Annotated in this window: 19 protein-coding genes and 5 pseudogenes; 2 read left to right on the forward strand and 22 right to left on the reverse strand. The window is 68.4% G+C overall.

The window, feature by feature from the left end; translation table 11 throughout:
- Positions 1-34: 34 nt before the first annotated feature.
- Positions 35-655, forward strand: coding sequence for a hypothetical protein (locus QQK48_RS17410; RefSeq protein ID WP_284327083.1), 621 nt, complete (start codon positions 35-37; stop codon positions 653-655).
- Here the strand turns inward: QQK48_RS17410 and QQK48_RS17415 are convergent.
- The 18 genes and pseudogenes from QQK48_RS17415 to QQK48_RS22375 all read right to left on the reverse strand — a co-directional run bounded on the left by QQK48_RS17415 (position 630) and on the right by QQK48_RS22375 (position 12,064).
- The gene (locus QQK48_RS17415; protein ID WP_284329247.1) at positions 630-2,879 is read right to left on the reverse strand and encodes a RelA/SpoT family protein; all 2,250 of its coding nucleotides are present in this window, start codon (positions 2,877-2,879) and stop codon (positions 630-632) included. The two genes, QQK48_RS17410 and QQK48_RS17415, sit on opposite strands and share 26 nt — an antisense overlap.
- 271 nt (positions 2,880-3,150) lie before the next feature.
- Positions 3,151-3,828 (reverse strand): protein translocase subunit SecF, encoded by a 678-nt coding sequence (gene secF, locus QQK48_RS20800; RefSeq protein WP_348523343.1) that lies wholly within the window; start codon positions 3,826-3,828, stop codon positions 3,151-3,153.
- A gap of 101 nt (positions 3,829-3,929) precedes the next feature.
- Positions 3,930-4,223 carry a hypothetical protein gene (locus QQK48_RS20805; RefSeq protein WP_348523344.1) on the reverse strand — a complete coding sequence of 98 codons (294 nt, stop codon included), beginning with the start codon at positions 4,221-4,223 and terminating at the stop codon, positions 3,930-3,932.
- Between the two features lie 10 nt (positions 4,224-4,233).
- Positions 4,234-5,088 (reverse strand): preprotein translocase subunit SecD, encoded by an 855-nt coding sequence (locus QQK48_RS17425; protein ID WP_284329248.1) that lies wholly within the window; start codon positions 5,086-5,088, stop codon positions 4,234-4,236.
- Positions 5,085-5,234, reverse strand: a complete 150-nt coding sequence (locus tag QQK48_RS17430) for a SecDF P1 head subdomain-containing protein (protein WP_284329249.1) — start codon at positions 5,232-5,234, stop codon at positions 5,085-5,087. Before QQK48_RS17430 ends, QQK48_RS17425 begins: the two co-directional genes overlap by 4 nt.
- Positions 5,235-5,390: 156 nt before the next feature.
- On the reverse strand, positions 5,391-5,729 hold the full coding sequence (locus QQK48_RS17435; protein WP_284329250.1) for a hypothetical protein: 339 nt from the start codon (positions 5,727-5,729) through the stop codon (positions 5,391-5,393).
- A complete protein-coding gene (locus QQK48_RS17440) occupies positions 5,722-6,147 on the reverse strand; it encodes a hypothetical protein (protein WP_284329251.1) in 426 nt (141 codons plus the stop codon). The genes QQK48_RS17435 and QQK48_RS17440 overlap by 8 nt, the downstream gene beginning before the upstream one ends.
- A gap of 214 nt (positions 6,148-6,361) precedes the next feature.
- A pseudogene (gene ruvB / locus QQK48_RS17445) lies at positions 6,362-7,412 on the reverse strand (Holliday junction branch migration DNA helicase RuvB).
- Positions 7,405-7,530, reverse strand: a complete 126-nt coding sequence (locus QQK48_RS17450; RefSeq protein ID WP_284329451.1) for a hypothetical protein — start codon at positions 7,528-7,530, stop codon at positions 7,405-7,407. Before QQK48_RS17450 ends, ruvB begins: the two are co-directional and overlap by 8 nt.
- Positions 7,481-8,017 carry a Holliday junction branch migration protein RuvA gene (gene ruvA, locus QQK48_RS17455; protein ID WP_284329252.1) on the reverse strand — a complete coding sequence of 179 codons (537 nt, stop codon included), beginning with the start codon at positions 8,015-8,017 and terminating at the stop codon, positions 7,481-7,483. The genes QQK48_RS17450 and ruvA overlap by 50 nt, the downstream gene beginning before the upstream one ends.
- Positions 8,018-8,116: 99 nt before the next feature.
- A complete protein-coding gene (ruvC, locus tag QQK48_RS17460; protein WP_284327085.1) occupies positions 8,117-8,671 on the reverse strand; it encodes a crossover junction endodeoxyribonuclease RuvC in 555 nt (184 codons plus the stop codon).
- A gap of 4 nt (positions 8,672-8,675) precedes the next feature.
- Positions 8,676-9,429 (reverse strand): annotated as a pseudogene (locus QQK48_RS17465) (YebC/PmpR family DNA-binding transcriptional regulator).
- Between the two features lie 22 nt (positions 9,430-9,451).
- Positions 9,452-9,871 (reverse strand): hypothetical protein, encoded by a 420-nt coding sequence (locus tag QQK48_RS17470; RefSeq protein ID WP_284327086.1) that lies wholly within the window; start codon positions 9,869-9,871, stop codon positions 9,452-9,454.
- Positions 9,868-10,095, reverse strand: a complete 228-nt coding sequence (locus tag QQK48_RS17475) for a hypothetical protein (protein ID WP_284327087.1) — start codon at positions 10,093-10,095, stop codon at positions 9,868-9,870. Before QQK48_RS17475 ends, QQK48_RS17470 begins: the two co-directional genes overlap by 4 nt.
- Positions 10,089-10,505, reverse strand: a complete 417-nt coding sequence (locus QQK48_RS17480) for a hypothetical protein (RefSeq protein ID WP_284327088.1) — start codon at positions 10,503-10,505, stop codon at positions 10,089-10,091. Before QQK48_RS17480 ends, QQK48_RS17475 begins: the two co-directional genes overlap by 7 nt.
- A gap of 31 nt (positions 10,506-10,536) precedes the next feature.
- Positions 10,537-11,625, reverse strand: a complete 1,089-nt coding sequence (pdxT, locus tag QQK48_RS20810) for a pyridoxal 5'-phosphate synthase glutaminase subunit PdxT (protein ID WP_348523726.1) — start codon at positions 11,623-11,625, stop codon at positions 10,537-10,539.
- Positions 11,626-11,700: 75 nt separating this feature from the next.
- A complete protein-coding gene (locus QQK48_RS17495) occupies positions 11,701-11,940 on the reverse strand; it encodes an NUDIX hydrolase (RefSeq protein WP_284329254.1) in 240 nt (79 codons plus the stop codon).
- On the reverse strand, positions 11,885-12,064 hold the full coding sequence (locus QQK48_RS22375) for an NUDIX domain-containing protein (protein WP_431308444.1): 180 nt from the start codon (positions 12,062-12,064) through the stop codon (positions 11,885-11,887). Before QQK48_RS22375 ends, QQK48_RS17495 begins: the two co-directional genes overlap by 56 nt.
- Between QQK48_RS22375 and QQK48_RS17500 the strand changes: the two genes are divergently transcribed.
- Positions 12,044-12,205, forward strand: coding sequence for a hypothetical protein (locus QQK48_RS17500; RefSeq protein WP_284329255.1), 162 nt, complete (start codon positions 12,044-12,046; stop codon positions 12,203-12,205). The genes QQK48_RS22375 and QQK48_RS17500 overlap by 21 nt on opposite strands.
- Before the next feature lies 1 nt (position 12,206).
- Here the strand turns inward: QQK48_RS17500 and pdxS are convergent.
- The 4 genes and pseudogenes from pdxS to QQK48_RS17520 all read right to left on the reverse strand — a co-directional run.
- Positions 12,207-13,113: pseudogene (gene pdxS / locus QQK48_RS17505) on the reverse strand (pyridoxal 5'-phosphate synthase lyase subunit PdxS).
- 201 nt (positions 13,114-13,314) lie between these two features.
- Positions 13,315-13,867, reverse strand: a pseudogene (locus QQK48_RS22380) (glycosyltransferase family 4 protein); the annotation flags it as partial.
- Positions 13,827-14,291: pseudogene (locus QQK48_RS22385) on the reverse strand (glycosyltransferase family 4 protein); the annotation flags it as partial. The pseudogenes QQK48_RS22385 and QQK48_RS22380, both read right to left, overlap by 41 nt.
- The coding region (locus QQK48_RS17520; RefSeq protein ID WP_284329257.1) for a phosphatidylinositol mannoside acyltransferase at positions 14,288-15,075 on the reverse strand (788 nt) is incomplete at its 5' end. The gene QQK48_RS17520 and the pseudogene QQK48_RS22385, both read right to left, overlap by 4 nt.

A 15,075-nucleotide genomic window follows, 5' to 3' on the forward strand; every position in this document is an offset into this window, starting at 1 on the left:
CGCACTGGCGTCCCCGGCCCCTGTGCTGTCTCCCGTGCTGCTTGTCCACAGCGTTGCGGCCCGCAGCACAGCGGGCGCGCTCGCTGAGCACAATGGAGTGATGTGGCTCGTCGACTCCTCCCAGGTAGGCCAGGTCGCGTTCCAGCGCATGGTGCGTGACGGCGACCTGATCGCCCTGATGGGGACCGGGGCACGGCCGGTCGACATCCCGGACAGCGCACCGCTGCGCACCGCGGCCCTCGCGCCCCTGGTGAGGCCGGGGCTCACGCTGACAGGCTTGGGAGCGCTGTGGGCACACTTCGGCGGCACACCGCCGACCTCACTCGACGTCCTGGCGTACGAGCATCGCCACTGGAGGTCATGGTCGCCGCCGATGCCCACCAGGATGCACACCACGCCGGTGCGCCACGGCGCCGTCGCCACACCAGGTGTCGCGCTCGCGGATGCGTTGCGGTGGGCCGACCTGCGCCGGGCGATCCCCGTCGCCTACGCGCTCCTCAGCAGTGGCCGAGTAGCAGCGGCCGATGCGCTCGGCGCGCTCGACGCCATTGCGGCGCAGGACAACTCGTGGCGTCGCGCGTGGTCCGCGTGGGCTGCGGTGCGCGACGCCCAGGGAGCGGCGCGACGGGTCACAGCGGCCGCTTCGCCCCGGTAATGCGGCGGGCGTCGTAGACGCCGTCGATGCGGCGAATGGCGGAAAGCACCGCACCGAGGTGGGACGGGTCGGCCATCTCGAACGTAAAGGTGTTGAGCGCGACGCGGTCGCGGTTGGTCGAGACGTTCGCGCCCAGGATGTTCACGTGATAGTCCGAGAGCGCCTTCACCACGTCGGACAGGAGACGGTTGCGGTCGAGCGCCTCCACCTCGATCTGCACCAGGAAGGTCGCATCCGACTGACCGGTCCACTGGACGTCGATGAAGCGTTCGGCCTGCGTATCGAGGAGGCGAGATTCGCGCAGTCCGCGCGATGCACCGAGACGCCATTGCCGCGGGTCACGAACCCACGGATGGGGTCGCCGGGCACCGGCGTACAACACTTCGCGAGCCTTGACCACCACATCAGACAGCCCGTGGACGGACACGCCCACGTCCCCACGGCGTGCACGCTGGGCGGACGTGCCGGGACGCGTGATCTCGGTGACGTCCTCGTCCGCACCCTCGTCACCGCCGACGGCCTCCACCATGCGACTCACCACATCGGAGGCCTGCTCCTTGTGCTCGCCGATCGCGGCATAGAGCCCGTCAACGTCCTCGTAGTGCATCTCCTTGGCCAAGGCCAGGAGCGTCGACTTGGACATGAGGCGCTGCATCGGAAGGTGCTGGCGGCGAATCGCCCGCGCAAGCATGTCCCGACCGGTCTCGATCGACTCCTCGCGGCGCTCACGGGTGAACCACTGACGGATCTTGTTGCGGGCACGCGTGGACTGCGCAAAATCCAACCAGTCGCGCTTCGGGTGTGCGTTCTGGTCGGACGTGGTGAGGACCTCGACGGTGTCGCCGTTCTCCAGCGTCGAGTCCAGGGGCACCAGCCGCCCATTCACCTTGGCGCCGATGGTCTTGTGGCCCACCTCGGTGTGCACGGCGTAGGCGAAATCGATGGGGGTGGCGCCCTGCGGCAGGGCAAGCAACCTGCCACGCGGCGTGAAGACGTACACCTCGGCGCGGGAGATCTCACCGCGTAGCGAGTCGAGGAACTCGGTGGGATCGGCGGTCTCCTGCTGCCAGTCGGCGATCTGACGAAGCCAGCCCATGTCATCGGACTTACCGCCGCCGGCGCCCTTGACCGTCTCCTTGTAGCGCCAGTGGGATGCGAGGCCGTACTCGGCTCGTCTGTGCATCTCCTGCGTGCGGATCTGGAGCTCGACGGGCTTGCCCGACGGACCGATGACGGTGGTGTGAAGCGACTGATAGAGGTTGAACTTGGGCATCGCGATGTAGTCCTTGAAGCGACCGGGCACCGGCTGGTACCTCGCGTGCATCGCTCCCAGCACCGCGTAACAGTCGCGCACCGTCTCGACCAGGATCCGGACCCCGACCAGGTCGTAGATGTCCGCAAGGTCGCGACCTCGCACAATCATCTTCTGATAGACCGAGTAATAGTGCTTGGGCCGGCCGGTGATCTCGCCCTTGATCTTCATCTGCCGCAACTCCGCGGCGATCTCCGTACGAATCTCGGTCAGATACTTCTCGCGCTCCGGTGCGCGCTCCGCGACCACGTCGACGATCTCGCCGTAGATCTTCGGATACAGCGTCTTGAAGGACAGGTCCTCAAGTTCCCACTTGATCGCGTTGAGCCCCATGCGGTGCGCGAGCGGCGCGTAGATCTCGAGGGTTTCCTGCGCCTTGCGGCGGGCCGACTCGACGGGCACATGCTCCCAGGTGCGGGCGTTGTGAAGGCGGTCGGCAAGGCGAGGAGCAGGACTCGGATGTCCTTCGCCATCGCGACGACCATCTTGCGGACCGTCTCGGCCTGCGCCGCATCGCCGTACTTGACCTTGTCGAGCCTTGGTGACGCCGTCGACGAACTCGGCGACCTCGTCGCCAAACTCCTCGCGGAGCGTCTCGAGCGGATACGAGGTGTCCTCGACTACGTCGTGCAGCAGCGCCGCACAGATCACCGACTCTGGTAGCCCCATCTCTGCAATGATCTGCGCGACCGCGATGGGGTGGATGATGTACGGCTCACCGCTCTTACGCTGCTGGCCGCGATGGGCCTTCTCCGCGACCTGATAGGCGCGCTCGATGAGCGTGGTCTTGCCCTTGGGGTACATCCGTCGATACGTGTCGAGGATGCCGTCAATCGCGGTGACCTCGCGCGGCGCGCGGCGCAAGAACGCCAGCGGCCCGAGCGCGGACGACGTGGGTCGAGTGTCCGTCATGTCGCCTCCTCGGGTGGAACCGCTAGAAACACCAGTCTACGGGCCATGACAGTCACGCAAGCACGCCCTTCGACCCACGCTCACGCCCCAAGGAACGGGACGCGGATGGCCGCATGTGCGGCGTGTCGCGCCTCCAAGTGCCGCACATGGGGCAATCTGCGGCACTGAGCGGGGTCATGCGGGAGTGCGGACCTGGGAAGGTGCAGGGTTGCGGGCACGCGGGACCGCGCTGGGCCCAGGGCCGGATCGAGACGATGCCGGCCCTACGCCGCTACTTGCGGCGCTTGCGCTTGGGCTGCGACGACTGACCGAGGTGCTCCCCCGGAGTCAGCGCGCCCACGTGAACGGTGCCGTCCTCGCGCACCACGTCGCTCGAACCGCCTGCACGCAGCGCCAGCACCTTCGCGGTGTGCTCCTGGATGCGCGGCTCACGGCCCCGCAGCGCCACCTCGAGGGGTGTCGCCACGAAGATCGACGAGTACGTGCCAACCGCCATACCGACGAACAGCGACAGCGAGATATCCATCAGCGTTCCCGCACCGAGCACGAACGTGCCGATGAACAGAATGGCCGCCACGGGCAGCAACGCCACGATCGACGTGTTGATGGAGCGCACCAACGTCTGGTTCACGGCGAGGTTCGCGAGTTCCTCGTAGGTGTAGCGCGTCTGCTCCGTGAGGTGAGCGGTGTTCTCCTTGACCTTGTCGAACACCACGACCGTGTCATACAGCGAGTAACCGAGGATCGTGAGGAATCCGATGACCGCCGCGGGTGTCACTTCGAAACCGATGAGCGCGTAGACACCCACCGTGAGCAGGAGGTCGTGAATCAGCGCGAGGATTGCCGCCGCCGCCATGCGCCAGGCACGGAAGTACAGCGCGATGACCGCGAACACCAACAGGATGAAGATCACCAGCGCCTGGACGGCCTGCTTGCCGAGCCTGTGCACCCCAGGTGGGACCGATCTGGTCGAAGGCGACCGCATCGACCGAGACGTCGTACGCCTCCGCCAGCGCCTCGGTCATTGCCTGCTGGTCGGCATCGGAGAGGTCACCCAGCCTGGATGCGGATGTCGTCCTCACCGAGCACCGTGATGCGGGGCTCCTGGGTGGAGTCGATCTCGTTGACGACATCCTCCGCCGGACCCGCCGAGGGGTTTGCGACGTTGGTGATGATGTACTGCGAGCCGCCGGTGAAGTCGAGGCCGAGCGTGAGGCCCTTGCCGAACAGCAGCACGAGCGACGCGACCACCAGGATGATCGACACCAGGAACCAGCGCTTGCGCTGCTGAACGATCGGGTAGGTGATCTCACCCGAGTGGAGCCTTGTTTCCCCAGGTAGCAAGGCTCATGTCTCAGCCCTCCGACTTCGTGGTGTCATCGTGGTCGGCATTCTTGGAGCCCGAGGCCTCGGCCTCGTCGGTCGCGGCGCCTGTCTCGTCCGTGGTGGGCTCGCCCGCCACCTCACTTGACTGAGCGGCCTTGCGGCGCGCCGCCTTACGCTCGGCGAGGGTCAGGCCTTCGCCAGCGTCGTCATCGGACTCGGCCGATGCCGCGGTCACAGCCTTCGGTGCAGAGGATCCGGTGCGCACGCGGCCACGGCCCTTGTACATCTGCTCACGACCCAGGCGGCGGGGGTCAAGCCCGGACCACTTGTGGCCCTCGCCCCAGAACTTCGTCTTGGCGAGTAGCACCATCACGGGGTGGGTGAACAGCATCACGATGACGATGTCGATCACGGTGGTGAGCCCCAGCGTGAACGCGAAGCCACGCACACCGCCGACGGCCAGCATGTACAGCGTCACCGCGGCAAGCAGCGAGATCGCGTCGGAAGCCAGAATGGTACGCCGTGCACGTTTCCACGCATGGTCGACGGCGCTGGGCAGGGAACGTCCCTCACGCAGTTCGTCCTTGATGCGTTCGAAGTACACGATGAACGAGTCAGCCGTAATACCGATCGACACGATCAGACCGGCAACACCGGCGAGTGAGAGTCGATAGTCGAGGCCCCAGGACAGCAGCGTGATGACGCCGTAGGTCCCCACACCGGCGAGGATCAACGAGCCCATGGTCACGAGGGCGAGGGCGCGGTACTGGAACACCGAGTACACGATGACCAGCAGCAGGCCGATGGCGCCTGCGATGAGGCCCTTCTCGAGCCTGCTCTGCGCCGAGCGTCGCGGACATCTGCTGGTTGGACTGCACCTCAAGGCTCATGGGCAGGGCACCGAACTTCAGCCTGGTTGGCGAGGCTCTCCGCCTGCTCCTGGGTGAAGTTTCCGGTGATCGATGCCTGGCCGCCGGAAATGCGGGCGGAGACGGACGGGGCCGAGATGACCGCACCGTCCAGAACCATCGCGAACTGGTTGCGCGGGCTTTCGAGCGGGAGATGCGCTGCGTGATCTCGTCGAACTTCTGGGCGCCCTCGTCGGTGAACGTGAGGCGAACCTCGTACGCACCGGTCAGGTTGCCCGCCTGCGTGCTCTCGGGGCCGGAGGCCGCGGTCTCCAGGTCATCGCCGGACAGGCTCGACGGGACCCATCGCGTACTTCACGATGTCGGCGGAACCACACGCGACGTAGCCGGCCTCCGGGTCGCCCATGGAACGACCCGAGTAGTTCTCGGCATCGAGGCAGTCGAGAGCGGCGAAGTCGGCCTGGACGTCAGCAGTCAGCCACTCGAAGGACGAGGGATCGGTGGTGCCGTACACGGGCCCGGTGGACGCGTCCGTGGTCGCCTCAGGGCTGGCCGATGCCGTGGGCTCCGGGGTCGCGGAAGCGGACGTCGCCGTCGCGTCGGTCTCGGCGGACGTCACCTCGGGAGTCACGGTCGCGTCGTCGGTCTCACCCACGACGTTGGCCATCTCGCTGGCGCTGACCTCGGGTTCTGGCGACGTCGAGGCATCGGCCGAAGCCGAAGGCTCCGCGGAGGCCGAAGCGGACGCGCTGGGCTCGGGGGTGGCCGACGTGGACGTCGTGGGGCTCGGGTCTCCGGTCATCAGCACGGGGCGGAACTGGAGCCTGCGCCGACTGCGCAACAAGGTCCACCGTCGCCTGGTCGGGGTTGCCGGGCAGCGCCACCACAATGTTGTTGCCCTGCGTGGTGATCTCCGCCTCGGCGACACCCGAGGCATCGACACGGCGACGAATGATCTCGACGGCCTGGTCAAGGTCCGACTGGTCGATCTGCTGGGTCGCCCCTCCTCCAGCACGGGCGCCAGAATGATCTGGCGGCCTCCTGCGAGGTCGAGAGCGAGCCCGGGGGTCCACGAGGTGACGCCCGTCGCGGCACCCACCGCAAGGCCTCCGTAGATGAGGGCGAGGATCGCCCCGAGCCAGATCAGCGCCTTGCGAGCGCCCTTGGTTGCTTGAGACACAGGATTCCTTCGTCTGACGCCTTCGTGTTTGCCCCCGAGGGAGCCCAGCCGATTCTAGGGGCATGAGGCGCCAGCGTCGAACAGGCCCCGCTACGAAGAGCAACAGTTCAGTCGAACAGCCGTCCGCCCACCTGGCCAGCCACAGCATCGGCCGGCGGGGTGAGGCCAAGGTGGACCCATGCGTCGGCCGTGGCGATTCTGCCTCGCGGGCTGCGACTCATGAGGCCCTCGCGTACCAGGAACGGCTCCGCGACAGTCTCGACGGTCTCGGGCTCCTCACCGACGGAGACCGCCAGGGTCGACAGGCCCACGGGACCGCCTCCAAAGCGGGTGCACAACGCGCGCAGCACGGCTCGGTCCAGGCGGTCGAGCCCCTTGTCGTCCACCTCGTACACCTGGAGAGCCTCACGCGCGTTCGCGAGGGTTCCCCGACCGCTGCCGTGGACCTCGGAGAAGTCGCGCACGCGGCGCAGGAGCCGGTTGGCGATTCGGGGCGTGCCGCGCGAGCGGCCCGCGATCTCGTGCGCCGCCGAGGTATCCATCGGGAAGTCGAGCAGGCGTGCCGAACGTCCCAGGATGCGCTGGAGTTCGGCGGGCTCGTAGAACTCCAGATGGCCCGTGAACCCAAAGCGATCCCTGAGCGGCGCCGGTAGAAGCCCCGCCCGCGTGGTCGCGCCCACCACCGTAAAACGAGGAAGTGTCAGCGGAATCGACGTGGCGCCAGCGCCCTTGCCGACCACCACATCGACACGGAAGTCCTCCATGGCGAGGTAGAGCATCTCCTCGGCGGGCCGTGCCAGGCGATGAATCTCGTCAAGGAACAGCACATCGCCCTCTTCAAGAGAGGACAGGATGGCGGCCAGGTCGCCCGCATGCTGGATGGCCGGTCCGGAGGTGAGGCGGAGGTTCGCTCCCATCTCCGTGGCGATGATCATCGCCAGCGTGGTCTTGCCCAGTCCTGGCGGCCCCGAGAGCAACACGTGATCGGCCGTCGTGCCGCGCGCCACCGCGGCGCGCAGCACCAGGCTGGTGATCTCGCAGGGTCTGTTGACCGACGAATTCGTCGAGGCTTCCGGGACGAAGCGCCGCCTCGGATGACCGTTCGATCGCGTCCGCGTCGGCGGAGACGAGCCGGGGATCGAGGTCGGCGTCAGACACGCGCCGCGCCCATCGTCCGCAGCGCGGCGCGCAGGGTCACCGCCACGTCCTCCTGCGCCACCGGTCCGTCAGCCACATCGTCCACGGCCTTCGCCGCGGCCTTCGGGTTCCAGCCCAGGCTGACAAGCGCGTCCTCGACCTGTCCCCTGGCGTCCGCGGGGCCCGCCGAGGGACGCGCCTCGCCGTCTGCGTCGTCGAGCACGGGGAGGCTGAGCTTGCCGCCCAGGCTCCAGCAGAAGGCGTGCCGCGACCTTCGCGCCGATGCCGGGCACCTGCTCGAGGGCCTTGCGATCCCCCGAGGCCACCGCCTGCGCAAGCGCATCGGGCGAATGCACCGCCAGCATGGCGAGCGCGAGCCGGGGCCCCACGCCCTGTACCGACTGCAGCGCCTCGAACGTGTCGCGCTCGTGCTCCGTACCAAAACCGAACAGCGTCAGGGAGTCCTCACGCACAACAAGGTGGGTGTGCACCCGCACGGTGGCGCCGTGACGGAGGTCGGCGAGCGTGGTGGGCGTCGACAGCACCTTCATGCCGACGCCGCCGGTCTCGATCACCGCCGCCGTCGCGCCGACGGACAGCACCGTGCCATGCAGCGTGGAGATCACGCATCCTCCTTCGAACGTATGTACGAATACGCTACGGGATGACGCTGACACCGACGGCCGCGACGCGCCGCGTGAGCGACGCGCGGGCAGGCAGCGCCGTCAGCGCCTGCGTTTGGCGGCCTGCTCAGCCTCGGCCCAGAGCCGCTGCGCCGCCGTCGTACCACCCGTACCCACGGGCGCGGCCGCGCCCCGCCAGGCGTGCGCGATGGCGATCGCGAGGGCATCGGCCGCATCGGCCGGCTTGGGCACCTCGGTGAGCCCCAAGACCTTGGCGACCATGTAACCCACCTGAGCCTTGCCTGCCCTGCCCTCGCCCGTGACCGCGGCCTTGACCTCGGACGGCGTGTAGAGCGTCACCGGCAGGCCCCTGCGCTGCGCGAGCAGCATCACCACGCCCGAGATCTGGGCCGTGCCCATCACCGTGGAGACATTCGCCTGAGCGAACACGCGCTCCAACGCGATCGCGTCGGGCCGATGCTCGTCGAGCACGCGCTCGATCGCGTCGGCAAGGCGTCCGATCCGCGCGGGAGTGTCCGCGGTCGACGGGCTCGTGGCCGCGCTCACGTGCACCAGCGACACTCGCCTGGCACCCGCGGCATCCACGATGCCGAGCCCGCAGCGCGTGAGCCCTGGGTCGACACCGAGGATGCGCACGGAGTTACTCTGCGGCGGCCTCGAGGACCTCGTCGGAGGCGTCCATGTTGGCGTAGACGTTCTGAACGTCGTCGCAGTCCTCAAGCGCGTCGATGAGACGCAGCATCTTGCGCGCGCCGTCGACGTCGAGGTCCACCTTCATGGACGGCACCCACGCGGCCTCGGCCGAGTCGTAGTCGATGCCCGCATCCTGGAGCGCGGTACGCACGGCCACGACGTCGGTGGCCTCCGAGGTGATCTCGAACACGTCGCCGCCGTCCTCGATCTCCTCGGCGCCGGCCTCGAGGGTTGCCTCCATGAGCGCGTCCTCGGTGGTGCCCAGGCTGGGAACGACCACCTGGCCCTTGCGGGAGAAGAGGTAAGCGACCGAACCGGGGTCGGCGAGCGTGCCGTTGTTGCGGGTCAGCGCGGTGCGGACCTCCATGGCGGCGCGGTTGCGGTTGTCGGTGAGGCACTCGATCAGCATGGCCACGCCGTTGGGTCCGTAGCCCTCGTACATGATGGTTTCGTACTGCGCGCCACCGGCCTCCAGGCCAGAGCCACGCTTGACGGCGCGGTCGATGTTGTCGTTGGGGACCGACGACTTCTTCGCCTTCTGGATCGCGTCAAACAGCGTGGGGTTTCCGGCGGGGTCTCCACCACCCGTGCGGGCCGCGACTTCGATGTTCTTGATCGGCTTGGCAAACAGGCTTGCCGCGCTTGGCATCGATAACGGCCTTCTTGTGCTTGGTGGTGGCCCACTTGGAGTGACCGGACACGTGTGCTCCTCGAATGACGGGTTCAGGACTGCCGACCAGTGTACTCAGGGCGAGGGGATGACCCTACGAGCCGATCAGCAGGATGGCCCAGCGGCCGATCGCGCCGAGCGCGCCCGCCCAGAGCAGGCTCGCAAGCGTGCCGATGATGAAACGCTCCGAGGCCTCCGACCGTGCCATGGGGTCCGTGTCCCGCAGGCTCTGGATAGCGGCCGAGACCCTTGATCGCCACCACGATGGCCACCCCTTCCGGCATCCCCACGAGGATGCACCCCGCCACCAGAAGTCTCTCCATGACGCCGACCCACATCCCGCCGCGCAGCAGGCCGGGCGTGGGGGCGATGGGTTCGATGCGCCTGAGTGCCCACGCCACCAGCGGCGCTCCGAGCCCCGCGGCGAGCGCGAGAGTGGCAACGCCGATGGCGACGGTGAGAGCGACGGTCATGATGACGGCACCGTACCCGAAGGGTCCGACTCGACGCCGGCGTCCGTGACAAGCCGGGCCGCCAGCGGCCGCGCGGCCGCCTCCTCGTCGAGCATCGCCACGGCCGCGCGCTGGCTGACTGCCTGGGGCGAGATTGCCAGCGCCCTCGCCGCCTCGCGTCGCGTTGCTCCCCCGGCGAGCGCATCGGCCACCTGCCAGCCCGCCTCGGAACGGCGCCTCACCACGGCGCCGAGCAGTTGGAGGATCGCCGTGGCCTCGGCCGCGGCCGCCGGGCTTCCCCGGCGACCACCAACGGCACCGACTCTCCCCTGCCCCTGGCGCGCTCAACGGCGTCGCGGGCATGGACAAAGACGGGGCCTGAGCTCGCGCGCGACGACGGCCCGAGCGGGAGTTGGGCTCGTCCCACCCCGATGCCGACGGACCAGTCGCCCTCGCGCATGAGGCGCAGCGCGAGGTCCACAGCGGCATCGGCCGCGGTGAGCACGATCTGGACTTCATCGCCGACCGTGCGCTCAAGTGGCAGCGCGATCGCCTCGCGCCACTGCTGGCTCCAGGGAGTCAGCGCAGTCAGGAGTTCCTCGACGCGCTCACCCGAGACGGTACTGGCGCGCTGATCGGCGGTGATGACGAACATGCAACAAGGCTAGAGCCTTGAAGCGCACGTATCAAGGCTCCGTGCTTGATTCTCCGCGATCAAGGTCCGCCGCGTACCGCACGAGAGCCGCCGAGTACTGGGTAGACGCCACGGCACCGAGCGCCGCCTGCAGCGCCTCGGTGTGACGCCCCAGGTCATGCCGCGCGAGGGCAAGGAAGCCCGCCGCGGCGGGTGCAAGCGCCTCGCTGACGGACGTCGACTCGAGCAACGCCACCGCATCGGCCGGACGCCCCACGTTCCGCAGCGAACTCGCGAGCTGAATGACCGCTTCATCCGCCCGGCGCCCGCCAAGACCCGCCGCCAGAGCCCGCTCGTACAGGACGACGGCCTCCGCCTCGCGCCCCACGTAGTCGTGAGCGGACGCGACCTCGTACAGCGCCGCGGCGTCGCCTGCCGGCCGGGCCTCGGCCAGCGCGTGCGCTCCGGCGATCACGCCCGCGACGTCGTCACGCTGCACGCCATCCCAGAAGGCCTCGACGCGCACCTCCCACACATCATCGGAAGGCTCCGCGCGCGTCGGTTGCTCCCATGTCAGATCAGGTCGAGCAGGTGCTGGTGTACGCGGAGCCTCGTCGGAGATCTCCGGGTGGAACGCCGTCGCGAGGCGCGAGCCGTACTGCACCGCCACCGCATGCTCCACACCGTCGCCTGCGACCGCAGTGGCGAGCACCTCCACCTCATCCGCGTAGGACTCGACCCAGGGCGCCCTGATGAACGTGGCGCGCATCGAGGAACCATCGGGCAGCCACGTCAACGACGCCTCGGCCGAGTCCACCTGCCGTCCAAACGCGTTGCGGCGCACCGTCATGGGAATCGCCTCGAGCGTCTGCTGGCCCTCGATGCCGTCCACCAGATCGGTGGCGAGCAGGATCATCCCGGCGCACGATCCCAGCACGGGAAGGCCAGCCTGGATCCGTTCCATCAGAAGGTCGCGCAAGTCAAAGGCGCGCAGCAACTTGTCGATGGTGGTCGACTCGCCCCGGGCAAGATGATCGCGTCGACCTGCTCGCTCGCGCGCCCTGCGCACCAGCGTCACGTCCGCGCCCAGGCTCGTCACCGCCGCGGCGTGCTCCCGCACGTCGCCCTGCAGCGCCAGCACTCCTACCGTCGTCACTCGTTTGCCTCTCCCAAATCCATGGTCACGCCGTCCCACTCTAGAAACGGCGCCCAGTCCTCACGCAACTGCACGGGGAACACCTCGATCTGCGCAGCCGCGAGCCTCGGCGCGGGTCATCCATACCGTGTCGTCGATCGTGTCGAGCTCTGTCTCGGTCCAGGCAATGCCCGCGGTGGACTGCGCGTCCGCAAGGCGTGCCACGAAGTACACCTCGTGCTGAATGTACGGCCGCGACTGGAAGTCAAACAGCGCGGTGCGATCCCAGACGGGGCCGCGCAGCGCCTCCACGGGGACCACCAGGCCGGTCTCCTCCGTCAGGCTCGCGTGCGGCGGCCTCGGCGGCGCTCTCCCCCGGCTCAATGCCACCCCCGGGGGTGAACCACCAGGACCGCTCAGGCCGATGCGAGTCGTGAGCCCGCATCACCAGCAGCCGACCCTCGTCGTCAAGCAGCAGCACCCTGGCGCCCTCGCGCCTGATCACCTGCGGCTCGCCCCCGGAGAAGAGGAGACGGCCGATGCAGAGGCTCTCCCCCGCATCGGCCGTCATCTCTGTCCTCGCTGACTTACCAGCCGCGCTCGGCGAGGCGGTGCGGCTCGGGAACCTCGTCAACGTTGATGCCGACCATGGCCTCACCGAGGCCGCGCGACACGTCGGCGATCACGGCGGGGTCGTCGTAGAACGTGGTGGCCTTGACGATGGCCGCGGCACGCGACGCCGGGTCACCGGACTTGAAGATGCCGGAGCCCACGAACACGCCCTCGGCGCCGAGCCTGCATCATCATCGCGGCGTCCGCGGGGTGGCGATGCCGCCGGCGGTGAACGTCACGACGGGCGGCTTGCCGGTCTCGGCGACCTCCTGCACGAGCGGCAGCGGCGCCTGCAGTTCCTTGGCGGCGACGTACAGCCTCGTCCTTGGGAAGCGAGGTGAGGCGAGCGATCTCCGCGCGCAGGGTGCGCATGTGCGTGGTGGCGTTCGACACGTCACCGGTGCCGGCCTCACCCTTCGAGCGGATCATGGCCGCGCCCTCGGAGATGCGACGCAGCGCCTCGCCAAGGTTGGTGGCACCGCACACGAACGGCACGGTGAACTGCCACTTGTCGATGTGGTGCGCGTAGTCGGCGGGGGTCAGAACCTCGGACTCGTCGATGTAGTCCACGCCAAGGCTCTGGAGCACCTGCGCCTCGACGAAGTGACCGATGCGGGCCTTCGCCATGACGGGAATCGAGACGGCGTCGATGATGCCGGCGATGAGGTCCGGGTCAGACATCCGGGCCACGCCACCCTGCGCGCGGATGTCTGCGGGGACACGCTCGAGGGCCATGACGGCCACGGCGCCCGCGTCCTCGGCGATCTTCGCCTGCTCCGGGGTGACGACGTCCATGATCACGCCGCCCTTGAGCATCTCGGCCATGCCGCGCTTGACGAGGTCGGTTCCGACCTTGGGGGTGGTCTCGGCGGTGTCGCTCATGCCTGATGCTTCCTTAGGCTTCTCGAGGTGCGGAGGTGTGCTGAACCCTCCCGCGGGAACAGGCTCCGCGTCCAGTCTAATGGCGTCGCGGTACGTCTCTTCGATCCTGGGTGCCACCTGCTGCCAGTCGAACGTCAGGGCTCGCTGCTGGCCGCGTTCGGCGAGCGCCGCGCGCGCCTGAGGGTCGTCGAGCAGGGCCGTGACACGGGCCGCCAGTTCCACCGAATCCCCCACGGTGTGCAGGGCGGCACCCACCTCGCCGTCGGCGTCCGTGGCGACGTCGCGGAACGCGACGAGGTCGCTGGCCACTACGGCAGCGCCCGCCGCCATCGCCTCGACCAGGACGATGCCGAAGGCTCTCTCCGCCGGTGTTGGGCGCGCAGTACACGTCGACCGACGCCATGAAGCGTGCCTTCATGCCCTCGTCGAGTTCGCCGACCACCTCGGCGCCCGCGCGCGCCGCTCGCGCGGCAACGCGGTCGGAGAAGCGGCCTGCGACCAGGAATCGGGCACGCGGGTAACGGGCGCGCACATGCGGGATGGCGCCGAGGTACTCCTCGAGTCCCTTGCGCGGCTCGTCCATCCTGCCCAGGATGCCGATGGTCGGCGCGGCGCGTACCCGTCCATTCGCCACGGGGCTCGGCGACCACGTACTCCTCGGTGTCGACGCCGTTGGGGATGATGTGCGTCGCCGCCACCCCCAGGTGCTCCTTGACAGTGCGGTCCGCCGACGGGGACACCGCAATGCGCGCATCGAGTTCCTCGTAGCCGGGCTTGATGAAGGGCTTCGCGATGCGCATCATGCGCGAATGGTCGTTCGAGGTGTGAAAGGTCGCGACGGTGGGGCCGAGGCGCGCCCACATCGCGATCACCGACAGTGACATGGTGCCGGGCTCGTGCAGGTGGACCACGTCGAAATTGCCGTCGCGCAGCCAGATGCGGACGCGTGCCGCGGCGATGGGGCCGAACTTCACGCGCGCGACCGAGCCGTTGTAGTGCACGGGAATCGACTTGCCTGCGATGGAGACATAGTCGGGAACCGCGGTGTCCGGGGATCCGGGGGCGATGACGGAGACCTCATGCCCTCGCTCCATCAGGATTTCTGCGAGGTCCATGATGTGCAGTTGCACTCCGCCGGGACGGTCAAAGCTATACGGACAGACGATGCCGATTCTCATGATGTCCACCCGAACCTCTGCAGCATGTGCCAGTCGGCCGGATGAGCGGCAATCATGTCTCCCATCCAGGTGGCCCACTGCTGACTCAGGGCAGCGACGCGTTCATCGCGCGGCACGTCAAGATCGCTGGCATCCAGCGCGGCGCCGAAGCTCAGCACCACGCCCCAAGGCGACCCTGCCGCACGGCGGCGGGCGCCGTGCAAGGGTTCGTAGCGCACGTGCACGGGAACGAGAGGTGCACCCGTGGCGACCGAGAGCGCGGCCGGTCCCGGTGCCACCTTGACCCCGTGACCCCACATCGTGACCTCGACGCCCGAGCCGGAGAGGTCACGATCAGCCAGCAAGCAAATCAGGGTGCGCTCGTTCTTAGCGATGCGGATCAGTTCACGGAACGTCGCGCCGCCCTCATGCCCCAGCACCCGGATTCCGACGTCCTCACGCATCGCCACGAACCGGTCATACATCTCGCGCGGCTTGAGCACCTCTGCCACCGCCGTGACGGGGATGATGCGGGGCGACGCGTAGGCGCCCACAAGGTCCCAGTTGCCGCTGTGCGACAGGACGGCCACCACGCCCGTGGGCGAGGTCGTCAGGAGTTCCTGAACCGGCTCGTAGCCCTCAAGCCGCACCCGGGCGTCCACCTGGGAGGCGCTGAAGCGATCGAGGGTCAGCGCCTCCGCGTAGTAGCGCGAGACCGACTGCAACGACTCCTTGGACAGATCACGCAGGGCGGACCCCGTCAGCCCGGTGACCCGGTGGAGGTTGTCCTCGAGCCGACGCACCG

The organism is Demequina litorisediminis (genome assembly GCF_030161615.1).
GTDB lineage: Bacteria > Actinomycetota > Actinomycetes > Actinomycetales > Demequinaceae > Demequina > Demequina litorisediminis.

Excerpts from the sequence above, each read along its gene's own strand:
- QQK48_RS17480 (WP_284327088.1), bottom strand. The coding sequence starts at position 10,505 with ATGTTCGTCATCACCGCCGATCAGCGCGCCAGTACCGTCTCGGGTGAG.
- QQK48_RS17500 (WP_284329255.1), top strand. The coding sequence starts at position 12,044 with ATGCGAGTCGTGAGCCCGCATCACCAGCAGCCGACCCTCGTCGTCAAG.
- QQK48_RS17430 (WP_284329249.1), bottom strand. The coding sequence starts at position 5,234 with ATGGTTCTGGACGGTGCGGTCATCTCGGCCCCGTCCGTCTCCGCCCGC.
- QQK48_RS17415 (WP_284329247.1), bottom strand. The coding sequence starts at position 2,879 with ATGACGGACACTCGACCCACGTCGTCCGCGCTCGGGCCGCTGGCGTTC.
- QQK48_RS22375 (WP_431308444.1), bottom strand. The coding sequence starts at position 12,064 with ATGCGGGCTCACGACTCGCATCGGCCTGAGCGGTCCTGGTGGTTCACC.
- QQK48_RS17470 (WP_284327086.1), bottom strand. The coding sequence starts at position 9,871 with ATGACCGTCGCTCTCACCGTCGCCATCGGCGTTGCCACTCTCGCGCTC.